This is a genomic window from Methylobacterium sp. E-005, assembly GCF_022829725.1.
In the GTDB taxonomy this organism is placed as follows: domain Bacteria; phylum Pseudomonadota; class Alphaproteobacteria; order Rhizobiales; family Beijerinckiaceae; genus Methylobacterium.
This window is the reverse complement of the sequence record NZ_JAKSYG010000207.1, coordinates 64,494-81,595: the sequence shown is the minus strand read 5'-3', so window position 1 is coordinate 81,595 and position 17,102 is coordinate 64,494. Positions and strand designations below refer to the sequence as shown.

At 71.2% G+C, this 17,102-nt stretch carries 19 protein-coding genes; 4 read left to right on the top strand and 15 right to left on the bottom strand.

All coding sequences use genetic code 11. From position 1 onward, the window contains the following. Window positions 1-74 precede the first annotated feature (74 nt). The 14 genes from MKK88_RS23915 to MKK88_RS23850 all read right to left on the bottom strand — a co-directional run bounded on the left by MKK88_RS23915 (window position 75) and on the right by MKK88_RS23850 (window position 11,732). Complete coding sequence (locus MKK88_RS23915) at window positions 75-311, bottom strand: hypothetical protein (RefSeq protein ID WP_244004178.1); 237 nt, start codon at window positions 309-311, stop codon at window positions 75-77. Window positions 312-411: 100 nt separating this feature from the next. Next, window positions 412-1,236 (bottom strand): 2-keto-4-pentenoate hydratase, encoded by an 825-nt coding sequence (locus MKK88_RS23910; RefSeq protein WP_244004176.1) that lies wholly within the window; start codon window positions 1,234-1,236, stop codon window positions 412-414. Next, window positions 1,236-2,183, bottom strand: a complete 948-nt coding sequence (locus MKK88_RS23905) for a Brp/Blh family beta-carotene 15,15'-dioxygenase (protein WP_244004175.1) — start codon at window positions 2,181-2,183, stop codon at window positions 1,236-1,238. The genes MKK88_RS23910 and MKK88_RS23905 overlap by 1 nt, the downstream gene beginning before the upstream one ends. A gap of 49 nt (window positions 2,184-2,232) precedes the next feature. Further along, window positions 2,233-3,003, bottom strand: a complete 771-nt coding sequence (locus MKK88_RS23900) for a bacteriorhodopsin (protein WP_244004173.1) — start codon at window positions 3,001-3,003, stop codon at window positions 2,233-2,235. Between the two features lie 106 nt (window positions 3,004-3,109). Then, the gene (locus MKK88_RS23895; RefSeq protein WP_244004171.1) at window positions 3,110-3,988 is read right to left on the bottom strand and encodes a TIGR01459 family HAD-type hydrolase; all 879 of its coding nucleotides are present in this window, start codon (window positions 3,986-3,988) and stop codon (window positions 3,110-3,112) included. A 130-nt stretch (window positions 3,989-4,118) separates the two neighbouring features. Beyond that, a complete protein-coding gene (locus MKK88_RS23890; RefSeq protein WP_244004169.1) occupies window positions 4,119-5,321 on the bottom strand; it encodes a PHB depolymerase family esterase in 1,203 nt (400 codons plus the stop codon). Between the two features lie 175 nt (window positions 5,322-5,496). After that, the gene (gene dnaQ / locus MKK88_RS23885; RefSeq protein WP_244004167.1) at window positions 5,497-6,219 is read right to left on the bottom strand and encodes a DNA polymerase III subunit epsilon; all 723 of its coding nucleotides are present in this window, start codon (window positions 6,217-6,219) and stop codon (window positions 5,497-5,499) included. A 72-nt stretch (window positions 6,220-6,291) separates the two neighbouring features. Beyond that, a complete protein-coding gene (locus MKK88_RS23880; RefSeq protein WP_244004166.1) occupies window positions 6,292-6,501 on the bottom strand; it encodes a hypothetical protein in 210 nt (69 codons plus the stop codon). Between the two features lie 69 nt (window positions 6,502-6,570). Beyond that, a complete protein-coding gene (gene coaE / locus MKK88_RS23875) occupies window positions 6,571-7,209 on the bottom strand; it encodes a dephospho-CoA kinase (protein WP_244004164.1) in 639 nt (212 codons plus the stop codon). Further along, on the bottom strand, window positions 7,206-8,054 hold the full coding sequence (locus MKK88_RS23870; protein WP_244004162.1) for a shikimate dehydrogenase: 849 nt from the start codon (window positions 8,052-8,054) through the stop codon (window positions 7,206-7,208). The genes coaE and MKK88_RS23870 overlap by 4 nt, the downstream gene beginning before the upstream one ends. Beyond that, window positions 8,051-9,073, bottom strand: coding sequence for a cation diffusion facilitator family transporter (locus tag MKK88_RS23865; protein ID WP_244004161.1), 1,023 nt, complete (start codon window positions 9,071-9,073; stop codon window positions 8,051-8,053). Before MKK88_RS23865 ends, MKK88_RS23870 begins: the two co-directional genes overlap by 4 nt. Window positions 9,074-9,085: 12 nt before the next feature. Further along, window positions 9,086-9,697, bottom strand: coding sequence for a Maf family protein (locus tag MKK88_RS23860; protein WP_244004159.1), 612 nt, complete (start codon window positions 9,695-9,697; stop codon window positions 9,086-9,088). A gap of 266 nt (window positions 9,698-9,963) precedes the next feature. Continuing rightward, window positions 9,964-10,836, bottom strand: a complete 873-nt coding sequence (locus MKK88_RS23855; protein WP_244004157.1) for an alpha/beta fold hydrolase — start codon at window positions 10,834-10,836, stop codon at window positions 9,964-9,966. Beyond that, a complete protein-coding gene (locus tag MKK88_RS23850) occupies window positions 10,815-11,732 on the bottom strand; it encodes a YihY/virulence factor BrkB family protein (protein WP_409566699.1) in 918 nt (305 codons plus the stop codon). The genes MKK88_RS23855 and MKK88_RS23850 overlap by 22 nt, the downstream gene beginning before the upstream one ends. 163 nt (window positions 11,733-11,895) lie before the next feature. Between MKK88_RS23850 and MKK88_RS23845 the strand changes: the two genes are divergently transcribed. From MKK88_RS23845 to MKK88_RS23830, 4 genes are all read left to right on the top strand, one after another. After that, window positions 11,896-12,786 (top strand): DMT family transporter, encoded by an 891-nt coding sequence (locus tag MKK88_RS23845; RefSeq protein ID WP_244004155.1) that lies wholly within the window; start codon window positions 11,896-11,898, stop codon window positions 12,784-12,786. Window positions 12,787-13,017: 231 nt separating this feature from the next. Next, a complete protein-coding gene (locus MKK88_RS23840) occupies window positions 13,018-14,568 on the top strand; it encodes an FAD-dependent oxidoreductase (RefSeq protein WP_244004153.1) in 1,551 nt (516 codons plus the stop codon). Window positions 14,569-14,646: 78 nt separating this feature from the next. After that, window positions 14,647-14,853, top strand: a complete 207-nt coding sequence (locus MKK88_RS23835; protein ID WP_244004151.1) for a hypothetical protein — start codon at window positions 14,647-14,649, stop codon at window positions 14,851-14,853. Between the two features lie 202 nt (window positions 14,854-15,055). Beyond that, window positions 15,056-16,738, top strand: a complete 1,683-nt coding sequence (locus MKK88_RS23830) for an acyl-CoA dehydrogenase family protein (RefSeq protein ID WP_244004149.1) — start codon at window positions 15,056-15,058, stop codon at window positions 16,736-16,738. 87 nt (window positions 16,739-16,825) lie between these two features. On the opposite strand, the gene MKK88_RS23825 is transcribed toward MKK88_RS23830, so the two are convergent. Then, a complete protein-coding gene (locus tag MKK88_RS23825) occupies window positions 16,826-17,002 on the bottom strand; it encodes a hypothetical protein (protein ID WP_244004147.1) in 177 nt (58 codons plus the stop codon). Window positions 17,003-17,102: the final 100 nt, after the last annotated feature.

The window sequence follows — 17,102 nt, the reverse complement described above, 5'->3', positions numbered from 1 at the left end:
CGAGTTGGGCCCGACGCTGCCGCCGCATGCTCAACCCGATTGGGTTCGGCCTGAGGGGATAGGGGCGGGACGAATCACACCGCGCGCGGCTCGTCGGGTTTCAGCTTGAGCGTCTTGGCGATCCGGGTGGACAGGCCGCCCACCAGGGCGACGGCGTCCCGCGGCTCCGCCAAGCCGCGCACCGCGTCCAGGGCCTCCTCGGCACTGGGTTTCATCACCGCATAGACCACGGGGCGCGCTGCCTTGCGGCCGCGCTCCGGCGTCACGGCGACGAGGAAGGCCGTGTAGCGTCTCCGTGGGCGACCAGGCATGCGCTTGGATGTGGCATGTCGGCTAAGCATCGCCAAGGCCTGAATCCCGGAGCCGTCGCAAGGTGGTTGCGAGACCCGACGATAAGCCCCGTCGCGCACCTCAGATCAAGGCGAGATCGAGATCGGGGAGCGGCAATCCGTGGATCCGGGTCTGCCAGCGCTGACCGGGGGCCACCGGCAGCGCGTCGGTCAGGGTGCCGGTGGTGATGATCTCGCCGGCGGCCATGGACGGCGACAGCGGATCGTTAGCCAGCACATCAACAAGATGGACGAGGGCGGCGAGGGGCCCCCCACCCAGGACGTTCCGGCCGCCGCCCCGGTCTGCGGGCGTTCCATCCCGCAGGAGATCGATCGAGAAGGTTTCGAGCCGCTCGATCCAGCTCCGCCGCTCCGCCACGGTGATCGGCACCCGCTGGCCGACCACCAGCAGCCCGTGCAGCCCGAAGGCCGCGACCGTGTCGGGGGCGGCGAAGCGCCAGCCGGGATAGAGGGATTGGACGATCTCGAAGCCCAAGGCCGCCCAGGCGACGCATCCGATCAGGTCCGCTTCATCCATGCCGGGTTCCGGGGCACGGGCCAGCCCGAACACGATCTCCGGCTCGATGCGCGGCTCGACGAAGGCGGCGAGCGCCACGGGCCCGGCCAGGGCGGCGCGGTCGCGCAGGGTCGTGTCGTAGACGTGGCCCCAGATCGGCGCCCGGACGCCGTACCGGTCCCAGAGGGTCGTGTTGGTGAAGCCGATCTTGCGGCCGACCACCCGCTCGCCCCGGGCGGCGCGCAGGCGCCGGACCTCCTCGGCCACCCGGTAGGCGGCCGGCAGGTCGAGGGCCGGATCCCAGCCGGTCAGCGGCGCGATCGGGCGGCGATGCTCGTGGGCGGCGAGGATCGTCCGGGCATGGGCGGCGGCCGGGACGGGGTCGGTCATTAAGGTGCGCCTCCCGAAACCGGCCTTGCCTGCGGGGTGATCGTGCGTTTGTCCAGCCCGGATGGCCAGCGGGCCGCGACGTGATCCAGCAGGATGTGAGGCACGGTCAGGGCGGACAGCATGCGGAGTGTCACGGTCAGGAGGTTCGCCGCCGTATCCGGTGCGCCGGAGGCATAGAGCGGCCACAGCCCGGCGCCGAGCCCGAGGGTCAGCCCGAAGATCGGCAGCGAGGCGCGGACCGCCCGCGGTACCGTGTCGATCCCAGGTGCCCGTACGGAATCGCGCACCAGCGCCAGCATGTGGCGGGGGGCATGAAGGCCGACGAAGTACAGCGTGAAGGCCGTGAGCGGCGGCAGTGCCAGGAAGGCCGCCGCCAGGACGGCCATCTCGGCCATCACCGCCGGACGCGGCCGGCCGATCAGGAGCCAAGCCGCCGCCAGGGCAAGCCACAGCCAAGCGGCGGCCGACCACCAGCCGGGGAGTTCCGGCATCGGCACGCGGGCAACGACCGCGAAGAGCCCCGCCGTCTGCTCCGGGTGCAGCAGCGCCGGCAGGGCGACCGGAAGGCCCCCGCGCACGAGCGCCTCGAACGGCCTGCCGGGTCCGGCATCCTCCGTGCCGAAATGCAGGACCGAGATGGCCAGGAACGCCGCCAGGGTGGCCATCGGTACGACCTGCCAAGCCAGCAGCACCGAACCCGCCAGCCCGAGATACGGGAGGGCGAAAACCGGGAACCACACCCGCCCGAAGCGGGGCCGCAGCAGGGGCGCCGCCACCGCGCCGTCCAGGGCCCCATGGGGGACCCCGAGAACGATCACCGCCACCAGAGCCACCAACCAGGAGGCGTCACGGGGCAGCATCGCGGAGGCGGCCAGACCGAGCACGACCAGCGTGCCGGCGCCCTGCAGCAGGCGGGTCCCCGATAAGGGGATCCGGTGGCGGCGCACGCCCGCCGCGTTCCCGGGGAGGGAGACGGAGGACGGGCCCGCCATCCGGTCAGGCTGCCCGGCGCAGCGGCGGGGCGGCGACAGGCCCCTCCTTCAGGTCGCGATCGACGGCGCGCGTCGTCTCCAGGGTCGCCATGATGCCGTAGACGACCTTGGCGGTCAGATCGAGGAGCGCGATCACCGCCAGGGCGACGGTCGGCGACAGGAAGCCGAGGCCGTCCTGACCCAGGAGCAGCACGATGGGGTAACCGCACCAGACGCCTGAGAGGAACACGGCATTGCGCAGGAAGGCCTTGCGCACGTCCGCCCGCTCGCTGGCGTTCTCCTCGCGCAGCTGCACGAAGATCCCGTAGAACACCGCCAGGAAGGCGCCGCACGAGATGGCAAACCACGTCCACTTCACCGCGGCGACGTCGGACAGGCCGAAGGCGAAGGCGGTCACGATCATGATCAGGTCGGAGCCGATCAGCCCCCAGACCACGGCCGGCCGGCGCAGGCCGGAATGCATCGCGGTGCGGGCCAGGCCGACGAGCAGCAGGGGCGTGGTGAACGTCCAGTCGATGTAGCGGGCGAAGTAGAACTGGCGCGCGGCCTCGGCCGCATCGGGGCCGGCGGGCAGGACGAGGCTTCCCTGCCCGGTCGCCATGGCGAAGTACGAGCAGGCCGCGATGATCGGCACGATCCCGTGGATGATGCCGTCGGCCTCTTCGGCTTGTGTCCGCCGCTTCGCCAGGACCAGGATCGCGGCGGCTCCCGCCGCCATGCCTGCAAAGCCCAGCCACAACCAGAATTGGGGCGTCATCGAAATCCCGTTGTCCATGGATGAAATGTCTGCCCGCGAACGTTGCAGCACCTCTCCAATGGGACGGGGACGGGATTGTTTCGGAGGATCGGTGTCGCAGCAGGCTGCCGCGCGACGTACCGTCCTACCAGCGCAGCCGCTCGATCACCGCATCGGGATGCACCGCCTGCTGGCCGAGCCAGTCCGCGATGTCGCCCAGCCGGTGGTGCTCGGCCGTGACGCCGAGTTCCTCCGTGTGGATGCCCCGGGCGACCAGCAGGCTCGCGATGCCGAACCCCCGCGCCCCCGCGATGTCGGTGCGGATCGCGTCGCCGATCGCCAGGACCCGGGCCGGATCCACGGGGGCACCGGTCAGGTCGCCGCCTTTGGTGAGCGCCGCCTCGTAGACCGGCCGGTGCGGCTTGCCGGCATAGACGACATCGCCGCCGAGCTCGGCATAGGCCGCCGCCAGCAGGCCCGCGCAGGGGATCAGCCGGTTGCCGCTCTCCACCACGAGGTCGGGATTGGCGCAGATCATGGTCAGCCCGCGGGCGGCGAGCCGCGTCAGCTCCGGCCGGTAATCCTCCGCAGTCTCGCTGCGATCATCGAACAGGCCGGTGCAGACCACGAGATCGGCCTCATCCTCCGGCACGAGGCTGAGATCGAGACCCTGGAAGATGCCGAGGTCCCGCTCCGGCCCGATATGGCGGATCCGGGCGCCGGGCCGCGCCGCGATCAAGCCGCGGGTGAGGTCACCCGAGGTGAGGATCGCGTCGTAGGCCTCCCGCGGCACCCCGAACCGGTCGAGGATCCGCCCCACGCCGTCCCCGGGCCGGGGGGCGTTCGAGACCAGGACAACACGGCGCGGCCGGTCCCCGGCCAAGCCACGGAAGCGGATCAGCGCCTCGCCGGCCGGCCCATGGGCCTTCTGGCCGTCGTGCAGCACGCCCCAGACATCGCAGAGGATCAGGTCGTACCGGTCGGCGATGGCGCCGAGGCCGTTCAGGGTCGGAATGGTGGTCATCGCAAGTCCTGGTTTCAAAAGGTCCGGGACCTTTTGCGGGTGCAGGGCAGGGCCCTGCGTTCGGCGACCGGGCTACACATCAGGGCTCCGCCCCGATACCCCGCCAAAGGGCTCGCCCTTTGGAAACCCGTTACCGGCGCTTCGGCCCCAGGCGGTGCTCGGCGAAGAAGTCGAGCATGGCCCGGGAGGCGTCGGGGCCGTCGCGGTCCGTGTAGCTGCCCTCGGGGTGGCCGCCCGACCACGCATGGCCGGCGCCGCGCACCCGCCAATCCTCCACCACCACCCGGTCGGACGAATCCCGGTAGCGGGTGCGGGTGAAGGGATGGCCGCGGCCCTCCAGGGTCTCGGACCGGGCGGTCAGCCCCGCCACGTTGGCCTGCGCCAGCACCTGATCGGCGTTGCGCACGCTCACCGTCCCGTCATCCTCGCCGTGGAAGATGATGGTGGGTACGCGGGTGGCCGTGGCGGGCGCGCCGAACGGCGTCGGTGCGGCGAGGCCCGGCGCCCCGACCTGCATGGCCATCAGGGCCGAGCCGAGGTCGCGGGCGCAGCCGGCCGCGAGGCCCGAATGCACGCCCACGGCGGCGTAGAGGTCCGGATAGGCCCGGGCGATGGTGAGGGCGGCCGCGCCCCCTGCCGACAGGCCCGCGATATAGATCCGGGCCGGGTCGATCGGGTGTTCGGCCACGATCGCGCGGGTGAGGCCCGTGATGATCGCCGGCTCGCCCGAGCCGCGGGCCTGGTCGCGGGGATCGTACCAGTTCCAGCAGCGCTGGGCATGGGCCTGCCGGCTCTGCGCCGGGTAGGCCACGAACACGCCCGCGCGCTCCGCCAGGGTGTTCATGCCGGTGCCGGCGGCGAAATCGTCCGGGTTCTGCGTGCAGCCGTGCAGCATCACGACGAGCGGTGCCCGGGCGTCCGGACGGCTCGGGATGAACAGCTTGTAGTCGCGGCCGCCGGCGGCCTCCGTGTGGCTCAGGGCCACGAAGCGGCCGCCTGGAGGAACGGAAGAGTCGGCGGGCGGCGCGGGCTGGCGCAGGGGTTTACCCAGGCCCTTCAGCACCGGCGCGAGGCCGCGTACGACCTGACCGACCACCTCGCGCACCCGCGGAGCGGACTCGGCCGTGTCTCGCACCGTCCCGGACTGCGCTTCAGGGGCGGCCGCGTCGCTCTGGGCCTGCGGGGCATTGCCGAAGCTCCGCTGGATCAGCGCCGTGGCCTCGTTGAGGCGGCCGAGGCCGGTCAGGCGCGTCGCCTCGATCATGTCGGCCCAGGGCGAGGTGTTGGACCCGTGGGTCGGTTCCCCGTCACGGCTGCCGAGAGTGTCGGTCATGCGTGCGCGCCTCGCTGTCTCAGCATTCCTGTCACGGCTGGGACCTACGCGCCGAAGCCACCGCATGGACCATCCTCACCATCCGACCGATGGTACGCCGAGCTTGGATTGTGCGTTGCAATAAACCTCGCTGTGCCGCGTCGCAACATCCGGCGACGCGGGTCTGCCGGGCGCCTCAGGCGGGCTCGTCGGTGCCGATATAATCGGACCAGATCGCAGCAGCGCCGAGGCTGGCCCGGAAGGCGTCGTGGCGGGCCCGTTCGTCCTCGGTCAGGCGGCTGCGGTACGGGTGCGGCGCTGCGGCGGCCACTGGACGGGCGCCCGATCCCGCGGCGGGGGCGGCGACCGCCACGTCCATGAGTCCGAGGCTGGTCTGCTTGCCGCCGAGCAGCTCGACATAGACCTCGGCCAGGATCTGGGCGTCGAGCAGCGCCCCGTGCTTGGTGCGCTTCGTGTTGTCGATGCCGTAGCGGGAACAGAGGGCGTCGAGGTTGTTGGCCGCCCCCGGGTGCTTGCGCCGGGCCATCGGCAGGGTGTCGACCACGTCCTCCAGCCGGATCGGCGGCGGGGCGCGGTCGCCGAGCCGGGCATATTCCATGTTGAGGAAGCCGACGTCGAAGGGCGCGTTGTGGATGACGAGGCGTCCGTCACCCAGGAAGTCCAGCAGCTCGCCGACGATCTCGGCGAAGAGCGGCTTGTCGGCCAGGAACGCGTCCGACAGGCCGTGGACGTTGAACGCCCCCTCGGAGACCGCCCGCTGCGGGTTGCAGTAGCGGTGGAAGGTCTGGCCGGTGGGGATGTGGTTGAGGAGTTCGACGGCGCCGATCTCGATCAGCCGGTCGCCGCCCTTGGCCTCCGTGCCGGTGGTCTCGGTGTCGAGGACGATCTCGCGCAGCATGGGTCTCGCGGCTCGCAGACAAGGGGCAGAGCCTTAGTCTGATAGGCACTCACAGTTAAGCTCCGGTGCCCCTTACCGTGAAGTGTTGCGGTAGACGCAGACGCGGCCCTGATCCTCGTAGCCGGCCGGGCAGGCGATGACGCAGGCGCCGGCCGCGAATTTTTTTGGCGGCGGGCAGGAGGCGGCGTACTGGGCCCGAGCCGGTACAACTGCGAAAAAGGTCGTCACCGCCAGGGCACAGGTGAAGCCGGTTCGACGGATCCCATTGAGACGCCACGTCATCGAATCCACCCTGCGATTGGTCCGCTCTCCCGAAAATCACAACCGCAGATATTCAACCGCGTGGGTGCGTCATCCGTTCGCCGGGTGTGGCGGCGCACGACCTTGCGTCAGCCGGGCGACAATCCGCGTCACCTCGGCCTCGGCCGCGGGAAACCCCCGGCTCGTATCGATGATGAAATCCGCCCGCGCCCGCTTCTCGGCATCGGGCATCTGCTTGGCCAGGATCGCCGCGAAGGCGGCCTCATCCATGCCGGGGCGGGCCAACACCCGGGCGCGCTGGACCTCCGGCGGGGCGCTCACCACCGCGACCGCGTCGCAGCGGGCCTCGCCACCGGTCTCGTAGAGGAGGGGAATGTCCAGGACGACGAGCGGCGCTGTCCGGTGCCGGGCCAGGAAATACGTGCTGGCTGCCCGGACCAGGGGATGCACGATCGCCTCCAGGGCGGCCATCCGGTCGGGCGCATCGAGTACCGCCGCGCGCAGGCGCGTCCGGTCGACGCCGCCTTCCGCGTCGAGCACGCCCGGAAAGGCTTTTCCGATCGCCGCCGCGGCCGCACCGCCGGGCCCATACAGGGCATGGACGGCGGCATCCGCGTCGTGGACCGGGATGCCGCTTTTGGCGAACATCGCGGCCGTGGCCGATTTGCCCATGCCGATCGAGCCGGTGAGCCCGAGCACGATCGGTCCGGACCCGGCCTTCGGCCTCATCGCGCGAGATCCGCCACGATCCGGTCGCGCAACGCGGGGGTGACGGTCGGGCGGGGCCCGAACCAGGCCTCGAAGCCCGGTACCGCCTGATGCAGGAGCATGCCGAGCCCGTCCACGGCGTCGAGCCGCCGGCGGCGCGCCGCCGCGAGAAGATCGGTTTCGAGGGGCGCGTACACGATGTCGGCGACCGCGGCCCCCGACGGCAGGGGCGCGAGGTCGAGGGCGAGGGGCGGCTGGCCCTTCATGCCGAGCGCGGTGGTGTTGACGACGAGCCCGGCCTCGGCGAGCGCCGCCGGCAGGTCGCCCCAGGCGAGGGCGTCGGCGATGCCGGGGGCCAGCGCCGCCACCGCCTCGGCCCGGGCCAGGGTGCGGTTGGCGACCCGGATGCGCCGCATGCCCCGCTCGGCCAGCCCGACCACGATCGCCCGCGCCGCGCCGCCCGCGCCCAGCACCACGGCCGTGCCGTTGCCGCGCGCCGGCCAGTCCGCCCCCAGGCTGTGATCGAGATGGGCGCAGAAGCCCGGCGCGTCGGTGTTGTCGCCGCGGATCCGCCCGTCGGGCCCGACCACCAGGGTGTTCACCGCGCCGATCTTTTGCGCCCGCGGCGTCAGGGTATCGGCGAGCGCGCAGGCCGCCTCCTTGTGAGGAATCGTGACGTTGCCGCCCCGGAAGCCCGAATCCGGCAGCGCCCGGATGAAGTCCGGAAACGCCTCCGGGGTCACGTCGAGGCGCTCATAGGAGCCGTCAATCCCGTGCTCGGCCAGCCAGTGGCCATGGATCAGCGGCGAGCGCGAATGGGCGATCGGGTGGCCGACCACGAAGGCGCGGGGGGCTCCGGTGGTCACGCCGCGCAATCCTCCGCCAGCCGGCAGGCCGGGCCGCCGGCCTCCTCGATCTGCATCGTCGCGTGGACGATGCCGAAGCGCGCGCGCAGGCCCTCGGCGGTCTCGGCCAGGAAGCCGTTGCCGGTCACGCGATGGGCCTGATGGCCCTCCGCCATCACGAGATGGACCGTCAGGGCGACGCTGGTGGTGCTCATCGGCCAGATGTGCAGATCGTGGATGTCGGCGACCCCGGGCCGCTCGCGCAGGAAGCCGGTCACCGCCTCGGGGGAGATCTCCGACGGCACGGCGTCGAGCGACATCGCCACGCTGTCGCGCAGCAGCCCCCAGGTCGCCCAGACCACGAGGCCTGCGACGACCAAGCTGACGGCCGGGTCGAGCCAGACGAGGCCGGTGAGCTGGATCACGAGGCCGGCGATCACGACCCCGGCCGAGACCGCGGCATCGGCCGCCATGTGCAGGAAGGCGCCGCGGATGTTGATGTCGCCCTTGGCGCCGCTGGCGAACAGCCACGCGGTGACGCCGTTCACCAGGATCCCGATGGCGGCCACCACCATCACGGTGATCCCCGCCACGGGCTCGGGATGGACCAGCCGGACCAAAGCCTCCCAGATCACCGCCCCCATGGCGATCAGCAGGAACACGGCGTTGAACAGGGCGGCCAGGATCGAGGAGCCGCGATAGCCGTAGGTGAAGCGCGCCGTGGCCTGTCGGCGCACGAGGATCGCGGCGACCCAGGCCGCCACGAGCCCCAGAACATCCGACAGGTTGTGACCGGCATCGGCCACAAGCGACATCGAGTTGCCGAGATAGCCGTAGATCGCCTCCACCACCACGAAGACGGTGTTGAGCGCGATGCCGATCGCGAAGGCGGGCCCGAAATTCTTGGGCGCATGGACGTGGCCGCCATGCGAATGGCCCCCATGCGAATGGCCACCGTGGGAATGCCCGCCGTGGGAATGCCCGCCGTGGGAATGGGCCGCGTGATCGTGGCCGCCGTGTGAATGGTCGTGTCCCGCCACGGCGGTACTCCCTCAAAAAGCCAGAAGCCCTGCGACCCGCAGCCGCGCGAGGAGCGGCAGAAGCGGCAGGCCCAGCACGGTGCTGTGATCGCCCGCGACCGATTCGAACAGGTGGATGCCCGGCCCTTCGAGCTGGTAGCCGCCGACGCTCGCCCGCACACGATCCTCGCCGGCGCAGTCCACATAGGCCGCGATCGCCCGGTCATCGAGGGGGCGCAGGGTTAGCCGGGCGGTCTCCACGAAGGCGTCCTCGACCGCACCGGCCAGGACGACGGCGGAATGGAGGGCGTGGCTGCGGCCGGAGAGGCGTGCGAGCTGCGCCCGGGCCGCCGCGGCATCGGCGGGCTTGTGAAACACCGTGCCGTCGCAGGCGAGCACCTGATCGGCGCCGATGACGAGGCGTCCGGGGAAACGGGCCGCCACGGATTCGGCCTTGGCGCGGGCGAGCGTCAGGGCGAGATCGGGCGGCGACAGGCCGGCGCTCTGCGCCTCCAGGGCGCGCTCGTCGACATCGGGCGAAGCGGTCTCGACCGGCAGGGCCGCGCTCTCAAGCAGGAGGCGCCGGGTCGGGCTGGTCGAGGCGAGGAGGAGCGGGTGCGGACCGGTCCAGGGGGTGCGCGTCATCGCGCCAGTGTCACGGAACCGGTGACGGGCGCAAGCCGGCCAGCGCTGCGACAGCCCCGCCGCCGGGATGGACCGGCCGGCGGGGCTGTCGCGGCGCCGATACGCAACGTGGCGCCTGACAATGACTTTGGCAGGCGCCGGTTAGGGGAAGGTCAACGGCCTCATCGTGCGGCCGCCTCGTTTCGTGCCGTGACGGGACAGGACTCCGCAGTTCCCCCGCCCCGCGGGGCTGTCCGGGTTCCGCGGAGCGGGGAGGGAATACCGCCTCACACCCACCCGATCCCCTTGAAAAACCCCGCGATCGTCTCGGCGGCGCGGTCCGGATCCTCCCGATGCGGGAAGTGCCCCACCCCTGGGAACGGCGCGAGGTCGAGATCCGAAAAGGTCTCGCCCAGGCGGTCGGTCCAGGCATAGGGGAAGATCGGGTCGTGCTCGGCCCAGCGCACGCAGGTCGGAACCGTAATCGGCGGCAAAGGCGGGGCCTCGCCCTTCATCATCGCCACCCGCCCGGCATGGGCGGCCCGGTAATGTGCGAAGCCGCCCGCGAGGTTGCCGGGCTTCCTGTAGGCGTCCACGAAGGCGTCGAGCACGTCGTCGAACGCATCCTTGCGGTGCGACCAGTGCCGCAGGAAATGGCCGATATAGGCGGCGCAGCTCTCGCGGCTCGCGCCCACGAGCTGCACCGCCAGGTCCATCTGGTTGAAGGACTGGTACCAGATCTCGGTGAGCCGGTCCGGCGCCCCGAGGCGGGGGCCGATCCCCGGATAGACGAAATCGAACAGGACCAGGCCGGCGCAAAGCTCCGGATGCGCCCGGGCGAGGGCCTGGATCACCGCCCCGCCGACATCGTGGCCGACGATGCCGGCCCGCGCGATCCCGAGCGCATCGAGGAGTGCCGCCATGTCGGCGGCATGATCGGCGGCCCCGAAGGGACCGGATGGCTTGTTGCTGTCGCCGAAACCGCGCAGGTCCGGGGCGATCAGGGTGTGACGGTCCGCGAGCCGGGTCATCACGGGTTCCCAGGTCAGCCAGAATTCCGGCCAGCCGTGGAGCAGCAGCAGCGGCGCCCCGGTGCCGCAGCGCGCGACGTGCAGATCCGCGCCGTTCGCGCGGATCCTCAGGTGCTCGACTCCGTCCATTTGCCCTCCATCTCGGCCCGGCGCGCCAGCATCTTGGCCTGCAGGCGGCTGCGGCGGGCGGCGATCACCGTACCGTTGATCTCGCCGCCGAACAGGAACATGGCGGCGAGCCAGTAGAGGAACACCAGGAACACCATCGCGGTGGCCAAGCCCCCGTAGGTCGACGCGTAGGCGTTCGAGAACCGGTCGAGATAGAAGCCGAAGCCGAGGCCCGCGAAGAACCAGAGCACCAGCGTCACCCCGATCCCCGGCAGCACCGACAGGATCGAGCGCCGCCCGGCCGCGACGAACTTGTGGGCGATGACCAGGATCACGGCGAGCAGCAGCGCGGTGACGGCGATCCGCCCGATCGCCACGGTGAGGCTCAGGGGCTCCAGCCCCGGCGCCACCAGGACGAGGGCGCGCCAGATCAGCGGCCCCAGCACCACGAGCAGCGCGAAGGCCAGCATCGCGAAGGCGCCGCAGATCACGTAGCCGATCGATTCGAGCCGGGTCAGCCACCAGGGCCGGCTCTCGCGCAGGCCATAGGCCCGGTTCAGCCCCACCCGCAGGCTCTCGACCCCCGAGGACGAGAAGTAGAGGGCGAAGAGGGCGCCCAGCGTCAGCACGCCGCTGCGCTGCTCGGTGAGCACCCGGTGGACCTCGCCGACGATCGGCTTGGCGATCTCCCGCGGCCACGCGTCGAAGATCAGCACCCCCGCCTCGTCGGCGAGCGACTGGGTGCCGAACAGGCCGGCCAAGGCCGCCAGCAAGATCAGGAACGGGAACAGCGACGTCAGGGTCGAGAGCGCGATGTGGCTCGCGATCGCCCAGCCGTCATGGGAGACGAAGCGCTGCGCCGCCACACCCATGACCTGCAATCCGTTGCGGAGCGGTTTCACGATCCTCTGTCTCATCATCCCGTGGCGGCCGGCCGATGAACGGCGCTTGGGCCGGCCCGTCAACGCGGGTGACGCGATCCGGTCCCGAACACGAGCCGGTGACGCACGGGCGCCACGCCCCTGGCATGCGCCGCATCGCCGTTGCGACTCGCGCGCCGGATGCGCCTTAGATACGGCCATGCTGACACCCTCACGACCCCCGACGCGCGCGGCTAGCGCCCTCCCGGCCCTGTTCGTGCCGATCTGGGCGACGGGCTTCATCTCCGCGCGCGCGGTGGTGCCGCACGCGGACCCGCTGGGCTTCACGGCCATCCGCTTCACGGCGGTTACCCTGGTGCTGGCGGGGATCGCCCTGGTGTCCCGCGTGCGCTGGCCGGCCGACCGGGCGGGCTGGCGCGATCCCGTCATCGCGGGCTTCCTGATGCAGGGCGTCTACCTGTCGAGCACCTTCTGGGCGGTGAGCCACGGGCTGCCGGCCGGGATCGCGGCCCTCGTGGGCAGCCTCCAGCCGCTGCTGACCGCGCTGCTGGCACAGCCCCTCCTCGGCGAGCGCGTCAGCCTCCGGCGGGCGCTCGGCATCCTGATGGGCTTCGTCGGTGCGGGGCTCGTGCTGGCCCCGAAGCTCGGCGCCGCCGATCCGTCCGGGATCCCGCCGCTCGCGCTGGCGGTGAGCTTCCTGGCGGTCCTGTCGCTGACGCTCGGCACCCTCTGGCAGAAGCGCACCGGCGGCCGGGTCGATCTGCTCGCCGGGGCGACGCTCCAGTTCGTGGGCGGCATGGCCTGCGCGATCCCCCTGGCGCTCGCCTTCGGCAGCGCGCGGTTCGAGCCGGTGGCGCCGGTCTGGCTCGGGCTCGCCTGGGCGGTCCTGATCAACTCGGTGGCCGGCATCCTGCTGCTGCTGGCGCTGATCCGGCGCGGCGCGGTGGCGGGGGTGGCGGCCCTGTTCTTCCTCGTCCCGCCGGTGGCGGCCGTGCTCGGCTACCTGCTGTTCGGCGAGGTGCTGACGCCGCTCCAGGGCGCCGGGATGGGGCTGGCCGCCCTCGGGGTCGCGGTGGCGAGCCGGGGCTGAAAGGCCTGGGCCCGGATTCCCCGAGGGCGAGCCCTTGGGCGGGGTCTCGAGGGGGAGCCCTGAGATGATCTCCAGGGCTCCGCCCTGGACCCGCGCCTGGACCCGCGAAAGGGCTCGCCCTTTCGAAACCCTGACCTGGGCCTGCGACCGCAGGGCCCGGAAACCCTTCGCCGCCTCGCGGTTTGATGCGCACGGGCCGGGTGGCCCGGGCCGGCACCGAGCGCGACACGCATGGATCAGGACAAGCCCCGCGAGATCCGCTTCGCCCTCGACGCGATTCCCCTGGGCGGCAAAGCCGAGGGCAAGGCGGGCGACGCCGCGGTCCTGTTCGTGCGCGATGCGGACGGCGTGCGCGCCTTCCAGGCCAAGTGCCCGCATCTCGGGGCACCCCTCGCCAAGGGTGAGATCTGCGGCGGCCGGCTCTACTGCCCATGGCACAAGGCGGCCTTCGCCCTGTCCGACGGCAGCCTGGAGGAGCCCCCGGCGCTGGAGGCGCTGACCCGCTATCCCGTCCGGATCGAGGGCGGCGAGGCGGTCGCGACGCTCACCCCCGAACCGGCCCCGGCCAAGCGCGCCGAAGCGCCGGTCGACCATGTCCTGATCGTCGGCACCGGCGCGGCCGCCGTCGCCTGCGTGACCACCCTGCGCCGCGAGGGCTTCTCCCGCCGGATCACGATGGTCGGCCGCGAGGCGTATCCGCCCTATGACCGGACCAAGCTGTCCAAGCAGTTCCTGGCGAAGCCCACGCCCGCGGAAAAGACCTTGCTGGAGCCGGATTTTGCCGCCGTCCACCAGGTCGAGCGGATCGAGGCCGAGGCGACCCGGGTCGATCCGGCCGCCCGCAGCGTCACCCTGGCGGACGGGCGCACGCTCACCGGCGATGCCCTGCTGATCGCCACCGGCAGCCGCGCCGTGGTGCCGGACTTCGAAGGTAAAGACCTCGACGGCGTGATGTCGCTCCGCAGCCTCGACGACGCCGTACGGCTCAGCGAGGCCGCCGAGCACGCCAAGCGGGTGGTGGTGATCGGGGCCGGCTTCATCGGCCTGGAGGCGGCGGCCTTCCTGACCAAGCGCGGCCTGTCGGTGACGGTGCTGTCCCGGGAGGAGATCCCCCTCGCCAAGCGGTTCGGCGAGGCCGTGGGAAAGGCGTTGAAGCAGTACCATTCCGGCAACGGCGTCACCTTCGTGACGGGCAACGTCGCCCGGATCGTCGGCGACGGCCATGTTGCCGCGGTCGAGACCGAGGGTGGCGAAAACCTGCCGGCCGATCTCGTCCTGATCGGCGCCGGGGCTGCACCGGAGACGGGGATCGTCGATGGAGTCGAGCCCGACGACAACGGCGGGATCCCGGTCGGCGCGGACCTCACGCTCGCCGATCGGGTCTGGATCGCGGGCGACATTGCGGCCTTCCCGGAGCATGGCAGCGGGGTCACCGCCCGGATCGAGCATTGGCGCCTCGCCCAGCAGCACGGCACCCACGCGGCCCGGGCGATCCTGGGCGGGCAGGGCGCCTTCTCCGGCGCGCCGTTCTTCTGGAGCAACCAGGGCGACAGGCGCCTCGACTACGGCGGCTACGCGCCGGATTTCGAGCGGATCATCCTGCAGGGCGATCCGGCGGCCCTCGATTTCATCGCCTACTACGTCCGGGAGGGCCGGGCGGTCGCGGCCTGCAGCATCGGCCGCAACACGCCCTTCACGGCGTTCCTGCACCTGCTGGGTGAAGGCCGGGTGCCGGACCCGGCGGCGATCGAAGGCGGTGCCGATTTGGCCGCGCTGGTGTGATGGAACCTGCGCTCACACCCGCGCCTTTCGCTTGACGCCGCCCGCCGTCCGAGAAGCCGGGCCGAGCCGGGAGGCCCCATGAATCAGATCCTCGTCGTCGCCCTCATCTGCGCTGCCTCGGTCCAGGCCCCGGACTGCTCGCGCGACACCGCCATGGATGTGGTCACGGGCCCGGCCCACACGCTTCAGGAATGCCTGATCCAGGGCCCGGTGCTCGCGGCCAATTCCGGCTTCCGGGGCGAGGATGGCGCCTACGTCAAGACGCGCTGCGAGCAGAAGCGCTGAGTCGCCGCGCACAGGCAGGCACTCGAAGCACCCCGCACGGCGATCGCAAGTCGAACGGCTTCCCGCAGGCCCGATCAAACTTTCGCCAATTCGCCCGGTCTTCAACTTCAGTTCAAGACCGGCCAAACGAAATCTGCTTCGGCTTGCGACCCGAACAGGTTAAAAGGCATGATCCAATAAGACGCCACGCGAGCTAAAAACCATGTCCGCATCCCCCGCCATCCAGACCGAGCCGCAGGACCTCGTGTCCCTGACCAAGAGCGCCGGCGAGAGCGCCAAGGCGCTGGCCGCCGAGGCCACCCGCCGGGTCCGCACGCGGATCCTCGGGACGGATGGGCGGATCGATGCCGCCAAGCTCGAAAGCCAGCAGCATGCCGCCCACGGTCTCGCGTGGCTCGCCACCTACGCGGAGGCGGTTCGCGAACTCGGCGGCTATGCCGAGCGCCTCCAGGCCGAGGGCCGGTTCGGGGAGACCGAGTCGCTCCTCGTACGGATCGGCGCGGGCGAGTACCTGGATCAGCTCTTCTCCGGCATCCCGATGAGCCAGGGCGAGATGGTCCGCCCCATCGGGTCACTGGGCCTCTCCGCCAAGGAAGTGGCACAATACCGCACCGACGCGGTCGAGACCCTGATCGCCGAGGGCAACACGTCGGAGAACCGCGCCGCCCTGGTCGCCCAGATGCGCGACGGCAGCGGCGCGGCGACCGTCGGCGCCTCGGGCCTCGACGAGGATATGGAGGCGATCCGCTCCGAGATGCGCCGCTTCGGCAAGGCCGAGGTGGTCGATCAGGCCCATGAGTGGCACCTGAAGAACGCCTACATCCCAATGGAGATCGTCACCAAGATGGCCGAGCTCGGCGTCTTCGGGCTGACGATCCCCGAGGAATACGGCGGCATGGGCCTGCCCAAGACCGCCATGTGCGTGGTCTCGGAGGAATTGTCCCGGGCCTATATCGGCGTCGGCTCCCTCGGCACCCGCTCGGAGATCGCCGCGGAGCTGATCCTGTGCGGCGGCACCGAGGAGCAGAAGCAGCGCTTCCTGCCGAAGATCGCCTCGGGCGACATTCTGCCGACCGCCGTCTTCACCGAGCCGAATACGGGCTCGGATCTGGCCAGCCTGCGCACCAAGGCCGTCAAGGACGGCGACACCTGGAAGATCAGCGGCAACAAGACCTGGATCACCCATCCGGTCCGCGCCGACATCATGACGGTGCTGGTCCGGACCAAGCCCGAGGAGAAGGGCTACAAGGGCCTCTCCATGCTGATCGCCGAGAAGCCGCGCGGGACGGATGAGGAGCCGTTCCCGGTCCAGGGCCTGTCGGGCGGCGAGATCGAGGTGCTCGGCTACCGGGGCATGAAGGAATACGAGCTGGCCTTCGAGGGTTTCGAGGTCCCGGCTGCGAACCTGCTCGGCGAGGTCGAGGGCAAGGGCTTCGCCCAGCTCATGCAGACCTTCGAATCGGCCCGCATCCAGACGGCCGCACGCGCCATCGGCGTCGCCCAGTCGGCCCTCGATGTCGGCCTGCGCTACGCCGAGGAGCGGGTGCAGTTCGGCAAGCCGCTGATCAGCTTCCCGCGGGTCGCCGACAAGCTCGCCATGATGGCGGTGGAGATCAACATCGCCCGCCAGCTCACCTACTTCTCGGCCCGCGAGAAGGACGAGGGCAAGCGCTGCGACCTCGAGGCCGGGATGGCCAAGCTCCTCGGCGCCCGCGTCGCCTGGGCGGCGGCCGACAACGCCCTGCAGATCCACGGCGGCAACGGCTTCGCGCTGGAATACAAGGTCAGCCGGATCCTGTGCGATGCCCGCATCCTGTCGATCTTCGAAGGCGCGGCCGAGATCCAGGCCCAGGTGATCGCCCGCCGGCTGCTCGAAGCCGCGTGAGGGACCGGGCGGCTCGGCCGCCCGGTATCGTCGGGGCTCCGCCCCGACACCCTGCCAAAGGGCCACAGGCCCTTTGGAAACCCGAACCTACTTGGTGATCTTCACCGAGACCGGGTCGCTGGACGGAAAAGTCTCCTCCAGGGCGTCGTCCAGGCGCTCGTCCAGCTTCTCCTGCTTGTTGTCGGGATGCGTGTTGTCGCCCGGCTTGGCGCTGCCCTGCTGGAAGCCCGGCTTGGTCTCGTTCTGCTTCGGGTCGTCGGCCATGTCGTTCGCTCGTCGGTGACGGAGGCACGCAAGGTGCTGGTGCGCATCAACGCGGCCGGCGGCGGGTGTTTCCGATTTTTCCGGTGTGCGATCGATCCGC

What these genes read in the sequence shown, in the direction of transcription:
- MKK88_RS23910 (WP_244004176.1), bottom strand. Translation starts at nt 1,236, where the DNA reads ATGACCGACCCCGTCCCGGCCGCCGCCCATGCCCGGACGATCCTCGCC.
- MKK88_RS23915 (WP_244004178.1), bottom strand. Translation starts at nt 311, where the DNA reads ATGCCTGGTCGCCCACGGAGACGCTACACGGCCTTCCTCGTCGCCGTG.
- MKK88_RS23890 (WP_244004169.1), bottom strand. Translation starts at nt 5,321, where the DNA reads ATGACCGACACTCTCGGCAGCCGTGACGGGGAACCGACCCACGGGTCC.
- MKK88_RS23860 (WP_244004159.1), bottom strand. Translation starts at nt 9,697, where the DNA reads ATGACGCGCACCCCCTGGACCGGTCCGCACCCGCTCCTCCTCGCCTCG.
- MKK88_RS23850 (WP_409566699.1), bottom strand. Translation starts at nt 11,732, where the DNA reads ATGAGACAGAGGATCGTGAAACCGCTCCGCAACGGATTGCAGGTCATG.
- MKK88_RS23845 (WP_244004155.1), top strand. Translation starts at nt 11,896, where the DNA reads ATGCTGACACCCTCACGACCCCCGACGCGCGCGGCTAGCGCCCTCCCG.
- MKK88_RS23900 (WP_244004173.1), bottom strand. Translation starts at nt 3,003, where the DNA reads ATGGACAACGGGATTTCGATGACGCCCCAATTCTGGTTGTGGCTGGGC.
- coaE (WP_244004164.1), bottom strand. Translation starts at nt 7,209, where the DNA reads ATGAGGCCGAAGGCCGGGTCCGGACCGATCGTGCTCGGGCTCACCGGC.
- MKK88_RS23830 (WP_244004149.1), top strand. Translation starts at nt 15,056, where the DNA reads ATGTCCGCATCCCCCGCCATCCAGACCGAGCCGCAGGACCTCGTGTCC.
- MKK88_RS23840 (WP_244004153.1), top strand. Translation starts at nt 13,018, where the DNA reads ATGGATCAGGACAAGCCCCGCGAGATCCGCTTCGCCCTCGACGCGATT.
- dnaQ (WP_244004167.1), bottom strand. Translation starts at nt 6,219, where the DNA reads ATGCTGCGCGAGATCGTCCTCGACACCGAGACCACCGGCACGGAGGCC.
- MKK88_RS23880 (WP_244004166.1), bottom strand. Translation starts at nt 6,501, where the DNA reads ATGACGTGGCGTCTCAATGGGATCCGTCGAACCGGCTTCACCTGTGCC.
- MKK88_RS23835 (WP_244004151.1), top strand. Translation starts at nt 14,647, where the DNA reads ATGAATCAGATCCTCGTCGTCGCCCTCATCTGCGCTGCCTCGGTCCAG.
- MKK88_RS23895 (WP_244004171.1), bottom strand. Translation starts at nt 3,988, where the DNA reads ATGACCACCATTCCGACCCTGAACGGCCTCGGCGCCATCGCCGACCGG.
- MKK88_RS23825 (WP_244004147.1), bottom strand. Translation starts at nt 17,002, where the DNA reads ATGGCCGACGACCCGAAGCAGAACGAGACCAAGCCGGGCTTCCAGCAG.
- MKK88_RS23855 (WP_244004157.1), bottom strand. Translation starts at nt 10,836, where the DNA reads ATGGACGGAGTCGAGCACCTGAGGATCCGCGCGAACGGCGCGGATCTG.